Origin of the sequence: Pseudomonas citronellolis (genome assembly GCF_900112375.1) — a bacterium.
GTDB classification, from domain to species: Bacteria; Pseudomonadota; Gammaproteobacteria; order Pseudomonadales; family Pseudomonadaceae; genus Pseudomonas; species Pseudomonas citronellolis.
This window is the reverse complement of sequence record NZ_FOLS01000035.1, coordinates 17804-40116: the sequence shown is the minus strand read 5'-3', so window position 1 is coordinate 40116 and position 22313 is coordinate 17804. Positions and strand designations below refer to the sequence as shown.

Below are 22313 nucleotides of genomic sequence, written 5' to 3'. Positions count from 1 at the left end.
ATATCCGAACGTGTAGGAGCGGGCCCTGCCCGCGAATCGCGCGCAGGGCGCGCTCCTACAAGGAAGCGCTGCCGAGGTGCTTTTCGTAGGAGCGAGCTTGCTCGCGAACGGGGTTTGCCGGTGGCGTAGGTGTTGGGCTCAAGAGCGCCCTCTCCCCAACCCTCTCCCGCAAGCGGGAGAGGGGGCTGTCCTGAGCGGCCGGAAAATCCGCAGCCATCCTGATACTCCTGGCTACGTCGCCACTCCCGCCGTTGGCCTTGGCAGCCCTCCGGGATTTCGTCGGAAATCCGCGCCACACCTGGCTCCGGCAAAGTTGGAACACTTCCTGCAAATACCCTGTCGGCGCCACTCTCGGCGTCAAAAGTTTGTTGTACCAGGGTAGGGGAGTTCGGGGTGGATCGTACGCAATTGATCGGAACAGTGCGCAGCAACCTGGCCGGCCTGGGCCGTGGCAACCTGGGTGTGCCGCTGCTGCTGCTGGCGATGCTGGGCATGATGACCCTGCCGATCCCGCCGTTCCTGCTGGACGTGCTGTTCACCTTCAACATCGCCCTGTCCATCGTCGTCCTGCTGGTCTGCGTGTACGCCCTGCGGCCGCTGGACTTCGCCGTGTTCCCGACCATCCTGCTGGTCGCCACCCTGCTGCGCCTGGCGCTGAACGTCGCTTCCACCCGCGTGGTGCTGCTCCACGGCCACGACGGCCATGCCGCCGCCGGCAAGGTGATCCAGGCCTTCGGCGAAGTGGTGATCGGCGGCAACTACGTGGTCGGCATCGTGGTCTTCGCCATCCTCATGATCATCAACTTCGTGGTGGTCACCAAGGGCGCCGGGCGTATCTCCGAGGTGAGCGCACGCTTCACCCTCGACGCCATGCCTGGCAAGCAGATGGCCATCGACGCCGACCTCAACGCCGGCCTCATCGAGCAGGCCGAGGCCAAGAAGCGCCGCGCCGAGGTGGCCCAGGAAGCCGACTTCTACGGCTCCATGGACGGTGCCTCGAAATTCGTCCGCGGCGACGCCGTCGCCGGCCTGCTGATCCTCTTCATCAACCTGATCGGCGGCGTCGCCATCGGCGTGATCCAGCACTCCATGTCGTTCGGCGACGCCGGCAAGGTCTATGCCCTGCTGACCATCGGCGACGGCCTGGTGGCGCAGCTGCCGTCGCTGCTGCTGTCCACCGCCGCGGCGATCATGGTGACCCGCGTGTCTTCCTCCGAGGACATGGGCCAGCAGGTCAACCGGCAGATGTTCGCCTCGCCCAAGGCGCTGGCCATCTCCGCCGCCATCCTCATCGCCATGGGCCTGGTCCCGGGCATGCCGCACGTGTCCTTCATCGGCCTCGGCGCCGTGGCCGCCGGCGGCGCCTGGATGATCGTCCAGCGCCAGCGCAAGGCGGCCCAGGCCGAGGTCCAGGAAGCCCAGCGCCAGCAGGAACTGCTGCCGGCCCAGCGCAGCCAGGAAACCAAGGAGCTGGGCTGGGACGATGTGACCCCGGTGGACATGGTCGGCCTGGAGGTCGGCTACCGGCTGATCCCCCTGGTGGACCGCAACCAGGGCGGCCAGCTGCTGGCGCGGATCAAGGGCGTGCGCAAGAAGCTGTCCCAGGACATGGGCTTCCTGATGCCCTCGGTGCACATCCGCGACAACCTCGACCTGCTACCCAACGCCTATCGTTTGACGCTCATGGGCGTCAGCGTGGCGGAAGCGGAGATCTACCCGGACCGGGAGCTGGCGATCAACCCCGGCCAGGTGTTCGGCACCCTCAACGGCATCGCCGGCAAGGACCCGGCCTTCGGCCTGGAAGCGGTGTGGATCGAGCCCGGCCAGCGCGACCAGGCGCAGTCCCTGGGCTACACCGTGGTGGACGCCAGCACCGTGGTCGCCACCCACCTCAACCAGGTGCTGCACAAGCATGCCCACGAGTTGCTCGGCCACGAGGAAGTCCAGCAACTGCTGCAACTGCTGGCCAAGACCTCGCCGAAGCTGGCGGAAGAACTGGTTCCGGGGCTGATTTCCCTGTCCACCCTGCTCAAGGTCCTGCAGAACCTGCTGCAGGAACAGGTGCCGGTGCGCGACATCCGCACCATTGCCGAGGCCATCGCCAACGTTGCCGCCAAGAGTCAAGATCCCGCCGCCATGGTGGCAGCGGTACGCGTGGCGCTGAGCCGCGCAATCGTCCAAGGCATTGTGGGACTAGAGCCGGAGCTGCCTGTGATCACCCTGGAACCCAGGTTGGAACAGATCTTGCTCAACAGTATGCAGAAGGCCGGGCAAGGTTCGGAAGACGGCATTCTGCTGGAGCCGGGCATGGCGGAAAAACTGCAACGCTCGCTGGTCGAGACCGCGCAGCGCCAGGAAATGCTCGGCAAGCCGGCGATCCTGCTGGTGGCCGGGCCGATCCGCGCGATGATGTCGCGTTTCGCGCGGATGGCGGTGCCGAGCATGAGCGTGCTGGCCTACCAGGAAATTCCGGATAACAAGCAAGTCACCATCGTCGCCACCGTTGGACAGAACTGAAGGACAGCGCCATGCAGGTTAAACGCTTCTTCGCCGCCGATATGCGTCAGGCCATGAAACTGGTCCGTGACGAGCTGGGCGCGGATGCCGCCATCATCGGCAACCGCCGGGTCGCCGGCGGTGTCGAGCTGACCGCGGCGCTGGACTATCAACCGCCGGCAGCGGCCAGCAAGCCGAACCCGGCGCTGGAGGCCGAGCTGCGCCAGACCCAGGCGCGCATCGCCCAGGCCCGCGCCGAGCTGGACAGCCCGGTGCGCGCCGCCGCCACCGCGCGCAAGGACCGTCAATTGTACGGCGCCGAGCCGGCCAAGCGCCCGAGCCTGGCCGAGGCCATGGCCGCCCCGGCGCCCGCCGCCGCGCCGGCCGCCGTCAGCCAGCAGGCGCTGGATGCCATGCGCTTCGAACTCAACGGCTTGCGCGAGCTGCTCGAAGTGCAGCTGGGCTCCATCGCCTGGGGCCAGCTGCAGCACCAGCGCCCGAAGCAGGCCGGCCTGTGGCGCCGCCTGCAGCGCATGGGCCTGCCGGCGGACCTGAGCCGCCAGCTGCTCGAACGCGTGGCCTCCATCGCCGAGCCCAAGCAGGCCTGGCGCATGCTCCTGGCCCACCTGGCGCGCTCGATCCGCACCCCCGAAGAAGACCTGCTGGAGCAGGGCGGGGTGATCGCCCTGGTCGGCCCGGCCGGCATGGGCAAGACCACCACCCTGGCCAAGCTGGCGGCGCGCTACGTCCTCAAGTACGGTGCGCACAACCTGGCGCTGGTCAGCATGGACAGCTTCCGCCTGGGCGCCCAGGAGCAGATCAAGTCCCTGGGCCGCATCCTCAACGTACCGGTGAGCCTGGTCGACCCTGGCCAGTCGCTGCTGCAGGCCATGGCGCCGCTGGCGGGCAAGCGCCTGGTGCTGATCGACACCGCCGGCCTGCCGGCCAGCGACCCGGCGCTGCGCATGCAGCTGGAAGCCCTGGCGGCGCAGAGCCTGAACGTGAAGAATTACCTGGTGCTGGCCGCGACCAGCCAGAGCCAGGTGCTCAAGGCTGCCTTGCACGCCTATCGCAGCTGCGGCCTGGCCGGTTGCATACTGACCAAGCTGGACGAGGCGGGCAGCCTGGGCGAGGCCCTGGCGCTGGCGATAGCACAACGCTTGCCGGTTGCCTATCTGGCGGACGGGCCGCGAATTCCGGATGATCTGCAGGTGGCGCGCGCGCACCAGCTGGTCAGCCGCGCGGTCAGCCTGCAGGCTCCTGAGGAGCCGTGCGAAGACACCATGGCCGGCATGTTCGCCGGCCTCTATCAGCAGCCGGCGCGACACGTCGGCTGACGGATTCCAGGGGCGCTCCCGCACGCGGGGGCGCCAGGCGGATACGGATGCTCGAGCAGATCCGTAAGCGCTGGTGGCGGGAGAGCACCGCGACCGGCAGACCCAGGCGCCAGCCGCGCCGGGGACGATGAAGAGACAAGGTAAGACTATGGGTATGCATCCCGTTCAGGTAATCGCGGTCACCGGTGGCAAGGGTGGCGTCGGCAAGACCAACGTCTCGGTGAACCTGGCGATGGCGCTGGCCGACCTCGGCCGCCGCGTCATGCTGCTGGACGCCGACCTCGGCCTGGCCAACGTCGACGTGCTGCTGGGGCTTTCGCCCAAGCGCACCCTGGCTGACGTCATCGAAGGCGAATGCGACCTGCGTGACGTCATCCTCCAGGGCCCCGGCGGCATCCGCATCGTCCCGGCGGCCTCGGGCACGCAGAGCATGGTGCAGCTCTCGCCCATGCAGCACGCCGGGCTGATCCAGGCCTTCAGCGACATCAGCGAGAACATCGACGTGCTGCTGGTGGACACTGCCGCCGGCATCGGCGATTCGGTGGTCAGCTTCGTCCGCGCGGCCCAGGAAGTGCTGCTGGTCGTCTGCGACGAACCGACCTCGATCACCGATGCCTATGCGCTGATCAAGCTGCTGAACCGCGACTATGGCATGACGCGTTTCCGCGTGCTGGCGAACATGGCGCACAGCCCGCAGGAAGGGCGCAACCTGTTCGCCAAGCTGACCAAGGTCACCGACCGCTTCCTCGACGTGGCGCTGCAGTACGTCGGCGCCATTCCCTACGACGAGTCGGTGCGCAAGGCCGTGCAGAAGCAGCGCTCGGTCTATGAAGCCTTCCCGCGCAGCAAGGCCTCGCTGGCCTTCCGCGCCATCGCCCAGAAAGTCGACAGCTGGCCGCTGCCGGCCAACCCGCGCGGGCACCTGGAGTTCTTCGTGGAGCGCCTGGTGCAGCATCCGACCACGGGTTCGACCGTATGATGAGCGGCTCCGGAGCGCTTATGTACAGCAAGACGCAGGCGCGCAATTCCCAGGAAGAGCTGATCCAGCGCTATGCGCCGCTGGTCAAGCGGATCGCCTACCACCTGCTGGGCCGGCTGCCGGCCAGCGTGCAGGTGGAAGACCTGATGCAGGCCGGGATGATCGGCCTGCTCGAGGCGGCGAAGAAGTACGACCAGGGCAAGGGCGCCAGCTTCGAGACGTACGCCGGCATCCGCATCCGCGGGGCCATGCTCGACGAGGTGCGCAAGGGCGACTGGGCGCCGCGTTCGGTGCACCGCAACACCCGCCTGGTGAGTGACGCCATCCGCACCATCGAGGCGCGGACCGGACGCGATGCTAAAGATCAGGAGGTCGCTGCCGAACTCAATATGAGTCTCGACGATTACTACGCGATCCTGAGCGACACCCAGGGCAGCCGCCTGTACAGCTTCGACGACCTGCTGCAGGAAGGCGCCCAGGGCCCGGCGGAAGACACCACGCACCTGGACAACGAGCCCTCCCACGGCCTGGAGGACGAGCGTTTCCAGCAGGCGCTGGCCGACGCCATCACCAAGCTGCCGGAGCGCGAGCGCCTGGTGCTGGCGCTGTACTACGACGAGGAACTGAACCTCAAGGAAATCGGCGAGGTGCTCGGGGTCAGCGAGTCGCGCGTCAGCCAGCTGCACAGCCAGTGCGCCGCGCGCCTGCGGGCCCGGCTTTCGGAGTGGCGGGCGCACTGAGCGACCGGTGGGCGCAAGGAAGTAACGGATTTTTCCGGCGGGGCGTATAGAATCCCGTCGGTTCGACACTGCTGGCCCTTTGCTATGAGGGCGGCGAAAAGGGCGGGGCATCCCGCCACCGACAAGCAACACGGCAGGCGCCGCCAAGGGCGCCCGCCCAAGGGTATTCAAGGCGCGCCCGCCACGGCGCGCCGGGACTGGACGGAGGCAGGTTTGGACAAGAACATGAAAATTCTCATCGTGGACGACTTCTCCACGATGAGGCGCATCATCAAGAACCTCCTGCGTGACCTGGGGTTCACCAACACCGCGGAAGCCGATGACGGCACCACCGCGCTGCCCATGCTGCACAGCGGCAACTTCGACTTCCTCGTCACCGACTGGAACATGCCCGGCATGACCGGCATCGACCTGTTGCGCGCGGTGCGTGCCGACGAGCGCCTGAAGCACCTGCCGGTGCTGATGGTCACCGCCGAGGCCAAGCGCGACCAGATCATCGAAGCGGCCCAGGCCGGGGTCAACGGCTACGTGGTCAAGCCTTTCACCGCCCAGGTGCTGAAAGAGAAGATCGAGAAGATATTCGAGCGGGTCGGCGGCTGAAGCCGACCAAGAGGGCGTCATGGATCTCGTCAACGAATCCAAGGGGGGCGACTTCGAGTCGACCCTGAAGAAACACGCGCGCGAATTGGTCGAGAGCCTGGAGCGCGGCGAAGTGCAGCAGGCCGTGCAGCTCATCCAGGAGCTCAACGAGGCCCGCGACCGCGGCCTCTACCAGGAGGTCGGCAAGCTCACCCGCGAACTGCACAACGCCATCGTCAATTTCCAGATCGACCCGCGCTCGCGCCACGCCGAGGAAATGTCGCAGATCGCCGACGCCACCGACCGCCTGTCGTACGTGGTGCAGATGACCGAGAAAGCGGCCAACCGCACCATGGACCTGGTGGAAGAGTGCACGCCGCTGGTCGGCCACATCGAGGGCGAGGCCAAGGAGCTGCAGGAACAGTGGTCGCGCTTCATGCGCCGCGAGCTGGGCCCGGAGGCCTTCCGCGAGCTGGCCAAGCGCGTCGAGGCCTTCCTCTACAGCAGCGCCCAGGACAGCCGCAAGCTCTCCGCGCACCTGAACGACATCCTGCTGGCGCAGGACTTCCAGGACCTCACCGGGCAGGTGATCAAGCGCGTCACCAGGCTGGTCACCGAGGTGGAGAGCAACCTGGTCAAGCTGGTCTGGATGGCCGGGCAGGTGGATCGCTACGCCGGCATCGAGCACGACCACGAGGGCCTGCGCACGGCCGTGGAAAAAGAAAGATCGTCCAAGGGTGAAGGTCCGCAGGTTGCTGCCGATAAGAGAGTGGACGTCGTATCCGGTCAGGACGATGTCGATGACCTGTTGTCCAGCCTTGGTTTTTGAGGTGTGTGAACACACCGTGGGGAGCACCGAATGAGCTTCGACGCCGATGATGAGATCCTCCAGGACTTTCTGGTGGAGGCCGGCGAGATTCTCGAGCAACTGTCCGAGCAACTCGTCGAGCTGGAAAGCCGGCCCGACGACATGGACCTGCTCAATGCCATCTTCCGTGGTTTCCACACCGTCAAGGGCGGCGCCGGCTTCCTCCAGCTGAACGCCCTGGTGGAGTGCTGCCACATCGCGGAGAACGTCTTCGACATCCTGCGCAAGGGCGAACGCCGCGTCACTTCCGAGCTGATGGACGTGGTCCTGCAGGCGCTGGACACGGTCAACGTCATGTTCGCCCAGGTCCGCGACCAGGAAGAGCCGACCCCGGCCACCCCGGAACTGCTCGCCGCGCTGGCGCGCCTGGCCGAGCCGGGCGACGACGACGCCGTCGAAGCCGCGTCCCAGGAAGAGGCCGCCGCGCCGGAGCCCGCCGCCGAGCCGGCCGCCTATGGCGACATCACCGACGCCGAGTTCGAGCAACTGCTCGACGCCCTGCAGCCGGGCAGCCAGGCCGCGCCGGCCGAACAGCCGCCGCAGGCTGAAGCGCCACAGGCCGAGGCCGCCGGCACCGGCGACGAGATCACCGACGACGAATTCGAGGCCCTGCTCGACCAGTTGCATGGCAAGGGCCAGTTCAGCGGCGCCAGCAGCCAGCCGGAAGAGCCGGCCGCCGCCGCGCCCGCTCCGGCCGAAGCGCCGGCCACTGGCGACGAGATCACCGACGACGAGTTCGAAGCCCTGCTCGACCAGTTGCACGGCAAGGGCAAGTTCGGCGGTGCGGCGGAAGAACCCGCTGCGCCGGCCGAAGCCGAGGCGCCCGCCGCCACCGGCGACAACATCACCGACGACGAATTCGAAGCGCTGCTCGACCAGTTGCACGGCAAAGGCAAGTTCAGTGCCGACGCTGCCGCCACGCCGACCCCGCAAGCCGTCCCCGCGCCGGCCAAGGCTGTCGAGCCGGCCGCCGTGGCCAAGCCCAAGCCCGCGCCCAAGCCGGCCGCCAAGCCCGCGGACAGCCCGCGCCCGGCCGCGGCTCCCGCGCCGGCCCACGAAAAGAGCGCCAGCGAGGCGGAAACCACGGTGCGCGTGGACACCGCGCGCCTGGACGAGATCATGAACATGGTCGGCGAGCTGGTGCTGGTGCGTAACCGCCTGGTGCGCCTGGGCAGCAACAGCGGCGACGAAGCCATGGCCAAGGCCGTGGCCAACCTCGACGTGGTCACCGCCGACCTGCAGATGTCGGTGATGAAGACGCGCATGCAGCCGATCAAGAAGGTCTTCGGACGCTTCCCGCGGCTGGTGCGCGACCTGGCGCGCAACCTGAAGAAAGAGATCAACCTGGAGCTGGTGGGCGAGGAAACCGACCTGGACAAGAACCTGGTCGAGGCCCTGGCCGACCCGCTGGTGCACCTGGTGCGCAACGCCGTGGACCACGGCATCGAGTCGCCCGAGGAGCGCGAGGCCTCTGGCAAGGCGCGTGGCGGCCGGGTGGTGCTGTCCGCCGAGCAGGAGGGCGACCACATCCTGCTGTCGATCTCCGACGACGGCAAGGGCATGGACCCGGACATCCTCCGCGCCAAGGCGGTGGAGAAGGGCCTGCTGGACAAGGACGCCGCCGAGCGCCTGAGCGAGTCCGACTGCTACAACCTGATCTTCGCCCCGGGCTTCTCGACCAAGACCGAGATTTCCGACGTGTCCGGCCGCGGTGTCGGCATGGACGTGGTGAAGACCAAGATTTCCCAGCTCAACGGCATCATCAACATCTACTCGGCCAAGGGCCAGGGCTCGAAGATCGTCATCAAGGTGCCGCTGACCCTGGCGATCATGCCGACGCTGATGGTGATGCTGGGCGACCAGGCCTTCGCCTTCCCGTTGGTCAACGTCAACGAGATCTTCCACCTCGACCTGTCGCGCACCAACGTGGTCGACGGCCAGGAGGTGGTGATCGTCCGCGACAAGGCCCTGCCGCTGTTCTACCTCAAGCGCTGGCTGGTGCCGGGCGCCGAGTGCGACGAATCCAGCGAGGGCCACGTGGTGATCATCTCGGTGGGCACCCAGCGCATCGGCTTCGTGGTCGACCAGCTGGTGGGCCAGGAAGAAGTGGTGATCAAGCCCCTGGGCAAGATGCTCCAGGGCACCCCCGGCATGGCCGGGGCGACCATCACCGGCGACGGGCGCATCGCGTTGATCCTCGATGTGCCGAGCATGCTCAAGCGCTACGCGCGGCGTATCTGATCCGGCGCGCGGGGACGCCCGCGCGCCCGCAAGGCTTTAATCAGGAGTGTTTATGGCTGTCAAAGTCCTGGTAGTGGACGATTCGGGATTCTTCCGCCGCCGCGTCTCGGAGATTCTTTCCGCCGACCCGCAGATCCAGGTGGTCGGCACGGCCACCAACGGCCGCGAGGCGATCGAGCAGGCGCTGGCGCTCAAGCCCGACGTCATCACCATGGACTACGAGATGCCGCTGATGGACGGCATCACCGCGGTGCGCAACATCATGCAGCGCTGCCCGACGCCGGTCCTGATGTTCTCCTCGCTGACCCACGAAGGCGCCCGCGTCACCCTCGACGCCCTGGATGCCGGCGCGGTGGACTACCTGCCGAAGAACTTCGAGGACATCTCGCGCACCCCCGAGAAGGTGCGCCAGCTGCTCTGCGAGAAGGTCCACAGCATCGCCCGCGCCAACCGCCGCTACGCGTCCTTCCTCAGCACGCCGAGCAGCAGCGCCAGCGCCCCGGCGCCGGCCAGCAGCGCGCCGCGAGCCTCCGCGCAGCCGGCGCCTGCCTCGGCCCCGGCGGCTTCCGCCGCGCCAAAGCGTAAGCCCTACCGGCTGGTCGCCATCGGTACTTCCACCGGTGGGCCGGTAGCCTTGCAGCGGGTGCTGACCCAGCTGCCGGCCAACTTCCCCGCGCCTCTGGTGCTCATCCAGCACATGCCGGCGGCCTTCACCAAGGCCTTCGCCGAGCGCCTGGACAAGCTCTGCAAGATCAGCGTCAAGGAAGCCGAGGACGGCGACCACCTGCGCCCCGGCCTGGCCCTGCTGGCGCCCGGCGGCAAGCAGATGATGATCGACTCGCGCGGGGTGGTGCGCATCCTCCCCGGCGACGAGCGACTGAACTACAAGCCCTGCGTCGACGTCACCTTCGGCTCGGCGTCCAAGGCCTACGGCGACAAGGTCCTGGCGGTGGTCCTCACCGGCATGGGCGCCGACGGCCGCGAGGGCGCGCGGATGCTCAAGCAGAGCGGCAGCCAGGTGTGGGCCCAGGACGAGGCCAGCTGCGTGATCTACGGCATGCCCATGGCCATCGCCAAGGCCGGCCTGGCCGACGCCGTGTACAGCCTCGACGACATCGGCCGGCACCTCTCCGAGGCCTGTGGCTGATGGATGTGCTGAGCCTCGTTGGCCTGATCCTCGCGCTGGTCGCCATCATCGGCGGCAACTTCCTCGAGGGTGGGCACATCAGCGCCCTGGCCAACGGTCCGGCGGCGCTCATCGTGGTCGGTGGCACCCTGGCCGCGGCCCTGGTGCAGACCCCGGTGCTGGTGCTCAAGCGCGCCCTGAGCCTGCTGCGCTGGATAGTGCTGCCGCCGAAGGTCGACCTGCCCGGCGGCATCAACCGCGTGGTGGGCTGGAGCATGACCGCGCGCAAGGAAGGCCTGCTGGGCCTGGAGACCATCGCTGACGCCGAGCCCGACCCCTACGCCCGCAAGGGCCTGCAGCTGCTGGTGGACGGCGTGGAGCCGGAGGCCATCCGCAGCATCCTCGAAGTCGACCTGTTCAACCAGGAAGGCCGCGACCTGCAGGCCGCCAAGGTGTTCGAAGCCATGGGCGGCTATGCGCCGACCATCGGCATCATCGGCGCGGTCATGGGCCTGATCCACGTGATGGGCAACCTGGCCGACCCCAGCCAGCTGGGCAACGGCATCGCCGTGGCCTTCGTCGCCACCATCTACGGCGTGGGCATGGCCAACCTGCTGCTGCTGCCGGTGGGCAACAAGCTCAAGAGCCTGGTGATGCGCCAGTCCAGCTACCGCGAGATGCTGATGGAAGGCCTGCTGTCCATCGCCGAGGGCGAGAACCCGCGCTCCATCGAACTGAAGCTGCAAGGCTTCGTCGGCTGAGGGGCGCTGCGCCATGGCCCGTCGACCGCCCCGCGAGGAGCACGAGAATCACGAGCGCTGGCTGGTGTCCTACGCGGACTTCATCACCCTGCTGTTCGCCTTCTTCGTGGTCATGTACTCCATCTCCTCGATCAACGAGGGCAAGTACAAGATCCTCTCCGAGACGCTGACCGGCGTGTTCAACCAGCCGGACCGTTCGATCAAGCCGATCCCGGTGGGCGACGACCGCCCGCGCACCACCCAGCAGCCCAACGACGCCATGCAGCAGGGCGGCGACGACAACGTCGACGGCGACCCGCTGACGCAGATCGCCGATGCCGTGCGTGAGCAGTTCGGCGACCTGATCGGCAGCGACCAGTTGAGCGTGCGCGGCAACGAGCTGTGGATCGAGATCACCCTCAACTCCAGCCTGCTGTTCCCCAGCGGCGACGCCATGCCGGCGGACGCCGCCTTCGGCATCGTCGAGAAGGTCGCCAGGATTCTGGCGCCCTACCAGAACCCCATCCACGTCGAGGGCTTCACCGACAACGTGCCCATCCACAACGCCCAGTACCCCACCAACTGGGAGTTGTCCACGGCGCGGGCAGCGAGCATAGTCCGCCTGCTGGCCCAGGACGGCGTCGCCCCCTCGCGCCTGGCCGCGGTGGGCTACGGCGAGTTCCAGCCGGTGGCGGACAACGCCAGCGCCGAGGGCCGCGCGCGCAACCGCCGGGTGGTGCTGGTGATCTCCCGCAACCTGGAAGTGCGCCGCAGCGTGAGCGGCGTGGGCAGCGCCAAGGCGCAGCCCGATGGCGCCCTGCGGCAGGCTGGCACGCAACCTGCACCGGTGGCTGCCAGTGGTGCGCCCGCGGCCGGAGGCGTCAATTCCCCGCCGCCGGCGCCGGCCCCTGGAAGCTGAGAAAGATGAAGTACATGAACCGAGCATACGGACCGGGGAGAGCAGCATGAAAGTCTGGGCGGTAGCCAACCAGAAGGGCGGCGTCGGCAAGACCACCTCGTCCATCGCCCTGGCCGGCCTGCTGGCCGACGCCGGCAAGCGCGTGGTGGTGGTCGACCTCGACCCCCACGGCTCCATGACCAGCTACTTCGGGCACGATCCGGACACCCTGGAGCACAGCGTCTTCGACCTGTTCCAGCACCAGGGCGCGGTGCCCGAGGGCCTGCCGCGGCAACTGCTGCTGCCCACCAGCCACGAGAAGATCGCCCTGCTGCCGTCGAGCACCGCCCTGGCCACCCTGGAGCGCCAGTCTCCCGGGCAGAACGGCCTGGGCCTGGTGATCTCCAAGGCCCTGGCGCAGCTGTGGCAGGACTTCGACCACGCCATCATCGACAGCCCGCCGCTGCTGGGCGTGCTGATGGTCAACGCCATGGCTGCCAGCCAGCACCTGGTGATCCCGGTGCAGACCGAATTCCTCGCCCTGAAGGGCCTGGAACGCATGGTCAACACCCTCAACATGGTCAACCGCTCGCGGCGCCAGGCGCTGCCCTTCACCATAGTGCCGACGCTGTTCGACCGCCGCACCCAGGCCTCCATCGGCGCCCTGCGCATGCTGCGCGACACCTACCCGGAGACCCTCTGGCCGGCGTTCATCCCGATCGACACCCGCCTGCGCGACGCCAGCCGCCACGGCGTGGTGCCGTCGCGCCACGATGCCAACAGCCGCGGGGTGATCGCCTACCGCGCGCTGCTCAAGCACCTGCTCGGCCAGGTGCCGGCGAGCCAGGTGGCCTGAGCGATGTTTTTCCGACGGCTGCCTTCAAGTCCGGGCCCGGTCCAGCCGATAGACTGGGTGAACCCTTTGCGCGGATTTTCTGCATGAGCCGTTCCGCTACCGCCACACGCCCCCAGCTCGCGCTGCAGTCCTACCTGGACGCGCTGCTGCAGGAGGCCACATTCGACGATTTCGAGGTCGAGGCGCCGGCCCCCGCGCCGGCCGCCCCGGTCCTGGCCGCCGTGCCGGCTCCCGCGCCGGCGCCGGTCGCCGAGCCCGTCAGCAGCGTCAGCCTCGACGAGTTCGAGGCCGCGGTGCTCGAGGAACAGGTGCGCGATGCCCACCGCGTCACCCGCGCCGCTGTCCCGCTGCCGGTGGCCGAGGCGCCGTTGCCCGTCGCGCCGGTGGTCGAAGCCGCTCAGCCGGTGGAGGCTGCCGACGAGGTGATCGACCTGCACCGCCCGGGCAGCGCGCAGATGCCCCCGGCGCCGCTGGCGCTGCTCGACGACGGCCGCCCGGAGTGGGCCGCCGAGCCCTTCGAGTGCCTGCTGTTCGACGTCGCCGGGCTGACCCTGGCGGTGCCGCTGGTGTGCCTGGGCTCCATCTACCCGCTGGCCGGCAAGGAACTGACGCCGCTGTTCGGCCAGCCGGACTGGTTCCTCGGCATCCTGCCCAGCCAGTCGGGCAACCTGAAGGTGCTGGACACCGCGCGCTGGGTGATGCCCGAGCGCTACCGCGACGACTACCGCGAGGGCCTGCAGTACGTGATTTCCGTGCAGGGCTACGAATGGGGCCTGGCGGTGCACCAGGTCAGCCGCTCGGTGCGCCTGGACCCGTCCGAGGTGAAATGGCGCAGCCAGCGCCAGCAACGCCCGTGGCTGGCCGGTACGGTGATCGAACAGATGTGCGCGCTGCTCGACGTCTCGGCCCTGGCCGGGCTGATCGACAGCGGCGCGCTCCGCAGCCAGGCCCGTCACTGACGGGCCGGCAACGCAATTGAACGACAACCGCCGCGCTACCCTTGAAGCGTGGCCGAACACGAGAGGCTAGGGATATGAACAAGACGTCTGCGCAAGGTGCCGAGGATCCGATCCTGCAGTGGGTCACCTTCCGTCTGGACAACGAGACCTACGGCATCAACGTGATGCAGGTCCAGGAAGTGCTGCGCTACACCGAGATCGCCCCGGTGCCGGGCGCGCCCAGCTACGTGCTGGGGATCATCAACCTGCGCGGCAACGTGGTCACCGTCATCGACACCCGTCAGCGCTTCGGCCTGGCTCCGGCGCCGGTCTCGGACAACACCCGCATCGTCATCATCGAGGCGGACAAGCAGGTGGTGGGCATCCTGGTCGACAGCGTCGCCGAGGTGGTCTACCTGCGCCAGTCGGAGATCGAGACCGCGCCCAACGTCGGCAACGACGAGTCGGCCAAGTTCATCCAGGGCGTGTGCAACAAGAACGGCGAGCTGCTGATCCTGGTCGAGCTGGACAAGATGATGACCGAGGAAGAGTGGTCGGAGCTGGAGAGCATCTGAGGTGCTCGAGCTCGTCATCCTGCTCGCCGTCGCCTGCCTTGGGCTGGGCGGCTTCTGCGCCTGGCTGCTGCAGGGGCAGCGCCGCCAGGCCGCGCAACTGGCCGAGCAGGCCACGCGCCAGGCCGCCCTGGAACAGCGCCTGAAGGAGCTGGCCAAGCGCAGCGAGGCCTACCAGCGCGTCAACGTGCGCATGGGCGAGGAACTGGGCGAGCTGCGCAAGCAGCTGGCCAACCTGCCCGAGCGCCTGGCGCGCCTGGAGCAGCGCGACCCCACCAGCCTGTCCTTCAGCCAGGCCGCGCGCCTGGCCGGGATGGGCGCCTCGGCCTCCGACCTGGCCCAGGCCTGCGGGCTGTCCCAGGCCGAGGCGGAGCTGATCACCCGCCTGCACAGCGGCCACAGGCCCGAGGAATGATGCCGGGCGGCCGCTCGGTATACCCTTAGGTGCTTTTCGGATTTGTCCGATCTCTTTCCTCGGAAGCTGTCTTTACAGTGGCTGCTGTCGCCATCTTCGAGGAAACCGCCATGTTGCCGCTGTCGCGCCGCACCCTGGTGTTCTGCCCGCATCCCGGCTGCCTGCAGCAGTACGGCATCCTGCTGAACCGCCTGGAAGTCTTCCACCTGAGCCTGTGCGTGAGCCTGGCCGAGGTGGACCAGGCGCTGTCCGGCGGGCAGCACTACAACCTGTTCATCTACGACAAGTTCAGCCTCTGCGAGGACGACCTCGCAACCCTGCTGCACCTGAGCCGCAACCCGCAGATCCAGCAGTTCCTGCTGGTCGGCAGCTTCAGCGACACGCAGCGCCGCGAACTGCTGGACTGGGCCTGGAACCAGCACGTGCCGCTGCTGCAGGTGCTGGAGCGGCCGTTCAGCCTCGGCCAACTGCGCGCGGTGGTCGCCAGCCTCGTCGACTATTCCGAAGCCGACCAGGGAAGCTTCCCGGGTGCCCATCCGCTGGTTCCCAGCGAAGCCCCGTCGCTGAAGCCGGTCCACGGCATGCCGGAGTGGCCGGCGCGCGGATAGGGCTGGCGTTCGCAAAGCCATGCCATCGATAGCGAAGGCACTTCACCCCGAAGTGCCTTCGTTGTTTCTCTAGGGCCGCAACATCAAGGCCTTCGCGGCGTCCTGCGGCGCTCGCGGCGGCGGGCTCTTGCCCTTGAGGTACCAGGCGAAGGCGATGATCTCCGCCAGGGTGCGGTACAACGGCTCGGGGATGGCGTCGCCCAGTTCCAGGCGGGCCAGCAGGCGCACCAGTTCGCCGTTCTCGTAGATCGGCACTTCGTGTTCGCGGGCGATGGCCAGGATGGCTTCGGCCAGTTCGGCGTCGCCCTTGGCGCTCAGCGTCGGGGTGTTCTGCCCGTCGTAGTTGAGGGCGATGGCCTGGCGCGGCGCGGTCTGTCTGTTCATGCCTTTTCGTCCACCCAGCGTTGTTCCAGTGCGGTGCGTGCGCCTTGTGGCGCGCGGCCTTTGTTGCAGCACAGCTCGCGCACGGTGAAGCCGGCGTCCTGCAGGCGCTGGCGCAGGTAGCCGAGTTCGCTTTCCATCAGGTTCGCGGTGCTTTCGCGTTCAGCCCAGAACTGGCTGCTCAGGCCCAGCGGCGCCAGGGTGGCCTGGACCTGCAGCGGCCCCAGCGGGTCGAGGTCGAAGGCCAGGTCGATGCGCCACAGGCTTTCCCGCGGCTGTTCCGGGTCGTTGGATTCGCGCCGGTCCTCGTGCTGGATGCGCACCTGCAGCGGTACCAGCGAATCCTCGGTGCGCATGGGCACCTCCATCTGCCAGGTGTGCAGTTGGCCGCCGCCACGCAGCGGCTCGCTCTGCACCAGGCTGCTCAGCTGGTGCGTCTGCAGCCGCGCCACGGCGGCCGCGGCCAGTTTCAGCAGCGACTCCAGGTCGTCTTCGTCTTCCAGCTTCTGCAGCATGCGCGAGGGCAGCGGGAAATCCGCCTGCTGCAGGCGCGGGCTGCCGTTCTGGTTGAGCGCGCCCAGGGCGTTGCGCACGAACGCCGGCAGGCTGCTGGCCAGGTTGGCGGCGGCGTTGTTGGCGAGGTTCGCCAGCAGGCCTGGCGTGGCGTTGCCCTGTTCGGCGGGCAGCAGTTGGCCGAGCAGGCGCAGCAGGTTGGCCTTGAAGTCGCCCGGCAGCGGCGCCAGTCCCTGGAGCAGGCGCGCCTCGAGGAAGCCGCCGCTCTGTTGCAGGGCCTGGGCCAGGCCCTTGGCGTCGCTCAACTGGCGCACGTCGGGCAGGCCGGCGAGCAGGCGCTCGACGGCGCCGCGCAGGGTCTCGGGCAACTGGTTGCCGGCCTTCAGCGCCAGCAAGTTGTCGAGCAGGCCCTCGGTCGAGGCCTGGCGGGCCTGCTGGGTGCCCAGCTGGCTGGTCAGTTCGAGGCGGTCGAGGCGCCCGGCCAGGGGCAGGAAGAGCAGGGCGCGGCTGTCCTGGACCTGAGCGCTGAGCAGGCTGCCGGCCTTCAGCGGGCGCGCCGAGTCGATGTCCAGCAGGCGGCCGGCCAGGGGGCCGCCGAGCAGGCTGAGCAGTACCCGGTAGCTGGCCGGCTGCGCCGGGGTGCCGCCCTGGGGCGTGCTGGACAGCACCTTGCCCTGCAGCAGGCTGCCCACCGGCAGTTGTTCCAGGTCGAGGCTGTCCAGCGGCGGCAGGTCGCCCAGCGCCTGCTGGGCGCTGGAGAGCAGGGTGGCGGCCAGGCTGGTAGCGCTCAGGGCGGAGATGTTCAGGGTGCTGCCCTGGGGCAGGGCCTGCGGGCTCTCGGCGGTGACCAGCGTCTGCTGGCCGCCGGCCAGGGTCAGGCGCAGCAGCAACTGGAAGTTGTAGGCCGCCTGCTTCACGCCCAGCACCTCGGCCTGGGCGCTCTGCCCGGGCGGCAGCAGGTCGCCCAGGCTGCGGGCGAGCGTGAGCGACAGCTGCGCGGCGTTCTGCACGGAGCGGCTGGCCGTGGCCATGGGGAGCGGGCGGGAAGCGCCAATCTCGCTCGGCATCTGCGTCCTTCAGGGCTTGCGGCGCATCGTCGCGGGGGCGGCGAATGCCTGAAAAGCCTTAACAAGCTGTCGAAATTGCCGGCGCCGGGGCCGGAAACAGGCGTGTATAATGCGCCGCCCGTGGCCACTATAGCGGCCTGCGCTGCACCGACTTTAGCCTGAATTCGATTTTCCCGATGGGTGCCGATGCCTTGACCAGCCCGCTTCTCGAAACCGTGGCGCTCGCCTGCGAGCGGGACTGGCGCATGCTCTTCGAGCGCCTGGACCTGCGCCTGGGCGCCGGCGAGATGCTGCAGGTGGTCGGCCCCAACGGCAGCGGCAAGACCAGCCTGCTGCGCCTGCTCTGCGGGCTGATGCAGCCCACTGCCGGGCAGGTGCGCCTGAACGGCCGGCCGCTGGAGGAACAGCGCGGCGAACTGGCGCGCAACCTGCTGTGGATCGGCCACGCCGCCGGCATCAAGGGCCTGCTCAGCGCCGAGGAGAACCTCGCCTGGCTCTGCGCCCTGCACCAGCCGGCGGACCACGCGGCGATCTGGCGCGCCCTGGAGGCGGTCGGCCTGCGCGGCTTCGAGGACGTGCCCTGCCACACCCTGTCGGCCGGCCAGCAGCGCCGCGTCGCCCTGGCGCGCCTGTACCTGGAGGCGCCGCCGCTGTGGATTCTCGACGAACCCTTCACCGCCCTCGACAGGCAGGGCGTCGCCCAGCTCGAGGAACACCTGGCGCGGCACTGCGAGGACGGCGGCCTGGTGGTGCTCACCACCCACCACACGTTGAGCCGCATGCCCGGCGGTTATCGTGACCTGGACCTCGGCCAGCACGCCCGCGAAACGGCCGGGGAGGGCGCATGAGCAACGTCTTCGGCCTGCTCCTGGCGCGCGAGGCGCGCCTGCAGTTCCGCCGCCCGGCGGAGCTGGCCAACCCGCTGGTGTTCTTCGCCATCGTCATCGCCCTGTTCCCCCTGGCCGTCGGCCCGGAAACCCGGATGCTGCAGGACCTCTCGCCCGGCCTGGTGTGGGTGGCGGCGCTGCTGGCGGTGCTGCTGTCGCTGGACGGCCTGTTCCGCAGCGATTTCGAGGACGGCTCCCTGGAGCAGTGGGTCCTTTCGTCGCACCCCCTACCTCTTCTGGTCCTGGCCAAGGTGCTGGCACACTGGCTGGTTTCGGGGCTGGCCCTGGTCCTGCTGTCGCCGCTGCTGGCCCTGATGCTGGGTTTGCCGGTACGCTGCCTGCCGGTGCTGCTGCTGTCGCTGTTGCTCGGCACCCCGGTGCTGAGCCTGCTCGGCGCGGTCGGCGCGGCGCTGACCGTGGGGCTCAAGCGCGGAGGGCTGCTGCTGGCGCTGCTGATCCTGCCGCTGTACATCCCCGTACTGATTCTCGGCAGCGGTGCCCTCCAGGCCTCGCTGCAGGGGCTGCCGACCGCCGGGCACCTGCTCTGGTTGGCCAGCCTGACGGCGTTAGCATTGACGCTGACGCCCTTCGCCATCGCTGCCGGCCTGAAGATCAGCGTGGGCGAATGACGCCTGCCGGTGCCGCTGGAGCGGCGCCGGCACTAGAAAAAAGTGCCCTGACACACAGAGCCTGATGATGAACTGGACTTGGTTTCACAAGCTTGGGTCGCCCAAGTGGTTCTACGAGATCAGCGGACGCTGGCTGCCCTGGTTCGCCGTCGCCGCGGCGTTGCTGATGGCCGTCGGCCTCATCTGGGGCCTGGCCTTCGCGCCGCCGGACTACCAGCAGGGCGACAGCTTCCGCATCATCTACATCCACGTGCCGGCGGCCTTCCTGGCGCAGTCCTGCTACGTGATGCTGGCGGTGGCCGGCGCCATCGGCCTGATCTGGAAGATGAAGATCGCCGACGTCGCCGTGCAGTGCGCCGCGCCCATCGGCGCCTGGATGACCTTCGTCGCCCTGGTCACCGGGGCCATCTGGGGCAAGCCGACCTGGGGCGCCTGGTGGGTGTGGGACGCGCGCCTGACCTCGATGCTGATCCTGCTGTTCCTCTATTTCGGCGTGATCGCCCTCGGCCAGGCCATCGGCAACCGCGACAGCGCGGCCAAGGCCAGCGCGGTGCTGGCCATCGTCGGGGTGGTCAACATCCCGATCATCAAGTTCTCCGTGGAGTGGTGGAACACCCTGCACCAGCCGGCCACCTTCACCCTCACCGAGAAGCCGCCGATGCCGCCGGAGATGTGGATCCCGCTGCTGCTGATGGTGCTCGGCTTCTACTGCTTCTTCGCCGCCGTGCTGCTGATGCGCATGCGCCTGGAAGTGCTCAAGCGCGAAGCCCGCGCGTCCTGGGTCAAGGCTGAGGTGGAGCGCGCGCTATGAGTTTCCATTCCTTCGGCGAATTCCTCGCCATGGGCCACCACGGCCCCTACGTGTGGTCGGCCTACGCCATCAGCCTGGTGGTGCTGGCGATCAACGTGGCCGCGCCCATCCTGGCGCGCAAGCGTTACCTGCAAGAAGAGGCGCGCCGTCTGCGCCGGGAGGCCAGCAAGTGAATCCGGTCCGCAAGAAGCGTCTGTACATCGTCCTCGCCATCGTCGCCGGCGTCGGTGTCGCCGTGGCCCTGGCGCTGTCGGCGCTGCAGCAGAACATCAACCTGTTCTACACGCCGACGCAGATCGCCAACGGCGAAGCGCCGCACGATACGCGCATCCGCGCCGGCGGCATGGTGGAGAAGGGCTCGCTGAAACGCTCGGCCGACTCCCTGGACGTGGAATTCGTGGTCACCGACTTCGCCAAGGAAGTCACGGTGAAATACCGCGGCATCCTCCCGGACCTGTTCCGCGAAGGGCAGGGCATCGTCGCCCTCGGCAAGCTCGACCAGAACGGCGTGCTGACCGCTGACGAGGTGCTGGCCAAGCACGACGAGAAATACATGCCGCCGGAAGTCACCAAGGCGCTGAAGGACAGCGGCAAGCTCGGTGAATACCAGCAGGGCGGCCAGCCCGGCGCCGCGGCCCAGGGGAGCAACTGACGATGATCCCGGAACTCGGCCACCTGTCGTTGATCCTGGCGCTGTGCATGGCGCTGGTGATGTCCTTCTTCCCGCTGGTCGGCGCCTGGCGCGGCGACCGCCAGTGGATGAGCCTGGCGCGCCCGGCGGCCTGGGGGCAGTTCGCCTTCCTGGCGTTCGCCTTCGCCTGCCTGGCCTGGGCCTTCCTGCATGACGACTTCTCCGTGGCCTACGTGGCCAGCAATTCCAACAGCGCGCTGCCCTGGTACTACAAGTTCAGCGCCGTGTGGGGCGCCCACGAGGGCTCGCTGCTGCTCTGGGCGCTGATCCTCGGCGGCTGGACCTTCGCCGTGTCGATCTTCTCCCGCGAGCTGCCCGAACCCATGCTGGCGCGGGTGCTGGCGGTGATGGGGATGATCAGCACCGGCTTCCTGCTGTTCCTGATCATCACCTCCAACCCCTTCAGCCGCCTGCTGCCGCAGGCGCCGGCCGACGGCAACGACCTCAACCCGCTGCTGCAGGACCCGGGCCTGATCATCCACCCGCCGATGCTCTACATGGGCTACGTCGGCTTCTCGGTGGCCTTCGCCTTCGCCATCGCCGCGCTGCTCGGCGGCCGCCTCGACGCGGCCTGGGCGCGCTGGTCGCGGCCCTGGACCCTGGTGGCCTGGACCTTCCTCGGTATCGGCATCGTGCTTGGCTCCTGGTGGGCCTACTACGAGTTGGGCTGGGGCGGCTGGTGGTTCTGGGACCCGGTGGAGAACGCCTCCTTCATGCCCTGGCTGGTGGGCACCGCGCTGATCCACTCGCTGGCGGTGACCGAGAAGCGCGGGGTGTTCAAGAGCTGGACGGTGCTGCTGGCCATCGCCGCCTTCTCCCTCAGCCTGCTGGGCACCTTCCTGGTCCGCTCCGGGGTGCTGACCTCGGTGCACGCCTTCGCCTCCGACCCGGAGCGCGGGGTGTTCATCCTGGCCTTCCTGCTGGTGGTGGTCGGCGGCTCGCTGACGCTGTTCGCTCTGCGCGCGCCGGTGGTCAAGAGCCAGGTCGGCTTCGCCCTGTGGTCGCGCGAGACCCTGCTGCTGCTGAACAACGTGGTGCTGGTGGTGACCGCCGCGATGATCCTGCTCGGCACCCTCTACCCGCTGGTGCTCGACGCCATCAGCGGCGCCAAGCTGTCGGTCGGCCCGCCGTACTTCAACGCGCTGTTCGTGCCGCTGATGACGGGGATGATGCTGGCCCTGACCGTGGGCGTGCTGGTGCGCTGGAAGGACACCCCGACGCAGTGGCTGCTGCGCATGCTGACGCCGGTGCTGATCGGCGCCGTGGTGCTCGGCGGCGTCGCCACCTTCCTCTACGGCGACCTGTACTGGCCGGTGCTGGCGGTGTTCCTGCTGGCCTTCTGGGTGATCCTCGGCGGGGTGCGCGACTTCCTCGACAAGGTCCGCCACAAGGGCCTGGTGGCCGGCGCCGCGAGCCTCAACCGCAGCTACTGGGGCATGCAGGTGGCGCACCTGGGCATCGCCGTGTGCGCCATCGGCATCGTCCTCACCAGCCAGTTCAGCGCCCAGCGCGACCTGCGCATGGCCCCGGGCGAGAGCGTGGAGCTGGGCGGCTACCAGTTCGCCTTCGAGGGCACCAGGCACTTCGAAGGCCCCAACTTCACCTCCGACAAGGGCACCATCCGCGTCACCCGCAACGGTAGCGAAGTGGCCGTGCTGCACCCGGAGAAGCGCCTGTACAGCGTGCAGCGCTCGATGATGACCGAGGCCGGCATCCACGGCAGCCTGACCCGCGATCTCTACGTCGCCCTGGGCGAGCCGCTGGACGACGGCGCCTGGGCCGTGCGCCTGCACATCAAGCCGTTCGTCCGCTTCATCTGGCTGGGCGGCCTGCTCACCGCCCTGGGCGGCGTGCTGGCGGCGTGCGACCGGCGCTACCGGCTGAAAGTGAAAACCAAGGTGCGCGAGGCGCTGGGCCTCGCCGCCGGACAGGGAGCCTGAG

23 protein-coding genes are annotated in these 22313 nt (G+C 68.5%); 21 read left to right on the top strand and 2 right to left on the bottom strand.

Annotated features, from left to right (window positions below; genetic code table 11):
• Positions 1-393: 393 nt before the first annotated feature.
• The 15 genes from flhA to BM060_RS26690 all read left to right on the top strand — a co-directional run bounded on the left by flhA (position 394) and on the right by BM060_RS26690 (position 15393).
• Positions 394-2517, top strand: coding sequence for a flagellar biosynthesis protein FlhA (gene flhA, locus BM060_RS26760; RefSeq protein WP_009621090.1), 2124 nt, complete (start codon positions 394-396; stop codon positions 2515-2517).
• Between the two features lie 11 nt (positions 2518-2528).
• Entirely contained in the window at positions 2529-3833 is a 1305-nt protein-coding gene (gene flhF, locus BM060_RS26755) for a flagellar biosynthesis GTPase FlhF (protein WP_074984743.1), read from the top strand.
• A 127-nt stretch (positions 3834-3960) separates the two neighbouring features.
• Positions 3961-4812 carry a flagellar synthesis regulator FleN gene (fleN, locus tag BM060_RS26750; RefSeq protein ID WP_370311049.1) on the top strand — a complete coding sequence of 284 codons (852 nt, stop codon included), beginning with the start codon at positions 3961-3963 and terminating at the stop codon, positions 4810-4812.
• On the top strand, positions 4809-5552 hold the full coding sequence (fliA, locus tag BM060_RS26745) for an RNA polymerase sigma factor FliA (protein ID WP_074984740.1): 744 nt from the start codon (positions 4809-4811) through the stop codon (positions 5550-5552). Before fleN ends, fliA begins: the two co-directional genes overlap by 4 nt.
• A 225-nt stretch (positions 5553-5777) precedes the next feature.
• Positions 5778-6152, top strand: a complete 375-nt coding sequence (locus BM060_RS26740; protein ID WP_009621098.1) for a chemotaxis response regulator CheY — start codon at positions 5778-5780, stop codon at positions 6150-6152.
• A 19-nt stretch (positions 6153-6171) separates the two neighbouring features.
• Complete coding sequence (locus BM060_RS26735) at positions 6172-6960, top strand: protein phosphatase CheZ (protein WP_009621100.1); 789 nt, start codon at positions 6172-6174, stop codon at positions 6958-6960.
• 30 nt (positions 6961-6990) lie between these two features.
• Positions 6991-9240 (top strand): chemotaxis protein CheA, encoded by a 2250-nt coding sequence (locus BM060_RS26730; protein WP_074984737.1) that lies wholly within the window; start codon positions 6991-6993, stop codon positions 9238-9240.
• Positions 9241-9292: 52 nt separating this feature from the next.
• A complete protein-coding gene (locus BM060_RS26725; protein WP_074984735.1) occupies positions 9293-10387 on the top strand; it encodes a protein-glutamate methylesterase/protein-glutamine glutaminase in 1095 nt (364 codons plus the stop codon).
• Complete coding sequence (locus BM060_RS26720; RefSeq protein ID WP_074984733.1) at positions 10387-11127, top strand: flagellar motor protein; 741 nt, start codon at positions 10387-10389, stop codon at positions 11125-11127. Before BM060_RS26725 ends, BM060_RS26720 begins: the two co-directional genes overlap by 1 nt.
• A 13-nt stretch (positions 11128-11140) precedes the next feature.
• The gene (gene motD, locus BM060_RS26715) at positions 11141-12025 is read left to right on the top strand and encodes a flagellar motor protein MotD (protein WP_069863804.1); all 885 of its coding nucleotides are present in this window, start codon (positions 11141-11143) and stop codon (positions 12023-12025) included.
• A gap of 46 nt (positions 12026-12071) precedes the next feature.
• Positions 12072-12860: a ParA family protein gene (locus BM060_RS26710; protein WP_074984731.1), complete on the top strand. Its 789-nt coding sequence runs from the start codon at positions 12072-12074 to the stop codon at positions 12858-12860.
• Positions 12861-12943: 83 nt separating this feature from the next.
• Positions 12944-13819: a CheW domain-containing protein gene (locus BM060_RS26705; protein ID WP_074984729.1), complete on the top strand. Its 876-nt coding sequence runs from the start codon at positions 12944-12946 to the stop codon at positions 13817-13819.
• Between the two features lie 74 nt (positions 13820-13893).
• Positions 13894-14373 (top strand): chemotaxis protein CheW, encoded by a 480-nt coding sequence (locus BM060_RS26700; RefSeq protein WP_009621111.1) that lies wholly within the window; start codon positions 13894-13896, stop codon positions 14371-14373.
• A gap of 1 nt (position 14374) precedes the next feature.
• Positions 14375-14785, top strand: a complete 411-nt coding sequence (locus BM060_RS26695; protein WP_074984727.1) for a DUF2802 domain-containing protein — start codon at positions 14375-14377, stop codon at positions 14783-14785.
• Between the two features lie 77 nt (positions 14786-14862).
• Positions 14863-15393, top strand: a complete 531-nt coding sequence (locus BM060_RS26690) for a hypothetical protein (RefSeq protein WP_135499773.1) — start codon at positions 14863-14865, stop codon at positions 15391-15393.
• Positions 15394-15462: 69 nt separating this feature from the next.
• Here BM060_RS26690 and BM060_RS26685 read toward each other — a convergent pair whose 3' ends face one another.
• Together BM060_RS26685 and fliK are read right to left on the bottom strand one after the other, a co-directional pair.
• Positions 15463-15777, bottom strand: a complete 315-nt coding sequence (locus tag BM060_RS26685; RefSeq protein ID WP_074984725.1) for an EscU/YscU/HrcU family type III secretion system export apparatus switch protein — start codon at positions 15775-15777, stop codon at positions 15463-15465.
• Complete coding sequence (fliK, locus tag BM060_RS26680) at positions 15774-17354, bottom strand: flagellar hook-length control protein FliK (RefSeq protein WP_074984723.1); 1581 nt, start codon at positions 17352-17354, stop codon at positions 15774-15776. Before fliK ends, BM060_RS26685 begins: the two co-directional genes overlap by 4 nt.
• Before the next feature lie 176 nt (positions 17355-17530).
• Between fliK and ccmA the strand changes: the two genes are divergently transcribed.
• The 6 genes from ccmA (at position 17531) to BM060_RS26650 (ending at position 22312) form a co-directional block, all read left to right on the top strand.
• Entirely contained in the window at positions 17531-18202 is a 672-nt protein-coding gene (ccmA, locus tag BM060_RS26675; protein ID WP_135499772.1) for a cytochrome c biogenesis heme-transporting ATPase CcmA, read from the top strand.
• Complete coding sequence (ccmB, locus tag BM060_RS26670; protein WP_043267427.1) at positions 18199-18870, top strand: heme exporter protein CcmB; 672 nt, start codon at positions 18199-18201, stop codon at positions 18868-18870. Before ccmA ends, ccmB begins: the two co-directional genes overlap by 4 nt.
• A gap of 64 nt (positions 18871-18934) precedes the next feature.
• Entirely contained in the window at positions 18935-19681 is a 747-nt protein-coding gene (locus BM060_RS26665) for a heme ABC transporter permease (protein WP_135499771.1), read from the top strand.
• Positions 19678-19854 (top strand): heme exporter protein CcmD, encoded by a 177-nt coding sequence (gene ccmD / locus BM060_RS26660; protein ID WP_009621127.1) that lies wholly within the window; start codon positions 19678-19680, stop codon positions 19852-19854. The genes BM060_RS26665 and ccmD overlap by 4 nt, the downstream gene beginning before the upstream one ends.
• Entirely contained in the window at positions 19851-20333 is a 483-nt protein-coding gene (ccmE, locus tag BM060_RS26655) for a cytochrome c maturation protein CcmE (RefSeq protein WP_043313581.1), read from the top strand. Before ccmD ends, ccmE begins: the two co-directional genes overlap by 4 nt.
• A gap of 2 nt (positions 20334-20335) precedes the next feature.
• Complete coding sequence (locus tag BM060_RS26650) at positions 20336-22312, top strand: heme lyase CcmF/NrfE family subunit (protein ID WP_074984718.1); 1977 nt, start codon at positions 20336-20338, stop codon at positions 22310-22312.
• Position 22313: the final 1 nt, after the last annotated feature.

What these genes read in the sequence shown, in the direction of transcription:
- flhF (WP_074984743.1), top strand. Translation starts at nt 2,529, where the DNA reads ATGCAGGTTAAACGCTTCTTCGCCGCCGATATGCGTCAGGCCATGAAA.
- BM060_RS26650 (WP_074984718.1), top strand. Translation starts at nt 20,336, where the DNA reads ATGATCCCGGAACTCGGCCACCTGTCGTTGATCCTGGCGCTGTGCATG.
- BM060_RS26730 (WP_074984737.1), top strand. Translation starts at nt 6,991, where the DNA reads ATGAGCTTCGACGCCGATGATGAGATCCTCCAGGACTTTCTGGTGGAG.
- BM060_RS26740 (WP_009621098.1), top strand. Translation starts at nt 5,778, where the DNA reads ATGAAAATTCTCATCGTGGACGACTTCTCCACGATGAGGCGCATCATC.
- ccmD (WP_009621127.1), top strand. Translation starts at nt 19,678, where the DNA reads ATGAGTTTCCATTCCTTCGGCGAATTCCTCGCCATGGGCCACCACGGC.
- motD (WP_069863804.1), top strand. Translation starts at nt 11,141, where the DNA reads ATGGCCCGTCGACCGCCCCGCGAGGAGCACGAGAATCACGAGCGCTGG.
- BM060_RS26705 (WP_074984729.1), top strand. Translation starts at nt 12,944, where the DNA reads ATGAGCCGTTCCGCTACCGCCACACGCCCCCAGCTCGCGCTGCAGTCC.
- fleN (WP_370311049.1), top strand. Translation starts at nt 3,961, where the DNA reads ATGAAGAGACAAGGTAAGACTATGGGTATGCATCCCGTTCAGGTAATC.
- BM060_RS26725 (WP_074984735.1), top strand. Translation starts at nt 9,293, where the DNA reads ATGGCTGTCAAAGTCCTGGTAGTGGACGATTCGGGATTCTTCCGCCGC.
- ccmA (WP_135499772.1), top strand. Translation starts at nt 17,531, where the DNA reads ATGGGTGCCGATGCCTTGACCAGCCCGCTTCTCGAAACCGTGGCGCTC.
- BM060_RS26720 (WP_074984733.1), top strand. Translation starts at nt 10,387, where the DNA reads ATGGATGTGCTGAGCCTCGTTGGCCTGATCCTCGCGCTGGTCGCCATC.
- BM060_RS26665 (WP_135499771.1), top strand. Translation starts at nt 18,935, where the DNA reads ATGATGAACTGGACTTGGTTTCACAAGCTTGGGTCGCCCAAGTGGTTC.
- BM060_RS26700 (WP_009621111.1), top strand. Translation starts at nt 13,894, where the DNA reads ATGAACAAGACGTCTGCGCAAGGTGCCGAGGATCCGATCCTGCAGTGG.
- fliA (WP_074984740.1), top strand. Translation starts at nt 4,809, where the DNA reads ATGATGAGCGGCTCCGGAGCGCTTATGTACAGCAAGACGCAGGCGCGC.
- fliK (WP_074984723.1), bottom strand. Translation starts at nt 17,354, where the DNA reads ATGCCGAGCGAGATTGGCGCTTCCCGCCCGCTCCCCATGGCCACGGCC.
- BM060_RS26735 (WP_009621100.1), top strand. Translation starts at nt 6,172, where the DNA reads ATGGATCTCGTCAACGAATCCAAGGGGGGCGACTTCGAGTCGACCCTG.
- BM060_RS26685 (WP_074984725.1), bottom strand. Translation starts at nt 15,777, where the DNA reads ATGAACAGACAGACCGCGCCGCGCCAGGCCATCGCCCTCAACTACGAC.
- ccmB (WP_043267427.1), top strand. Translation starts at nt 18,199, where the DNA reads ATGAGCAACGTCTTCGGCCTGCTCCTGGCGCGCGAGGCGCGCCTGCAG.
- BM060_RS26710 (WP_074984731.1), top strand. Translation starts at nt 12,072, where the DNA reads ATGAAAGTCTGGGCGGTAGCCAACCAGAAGGGCGGCGTCGGCAAGACC.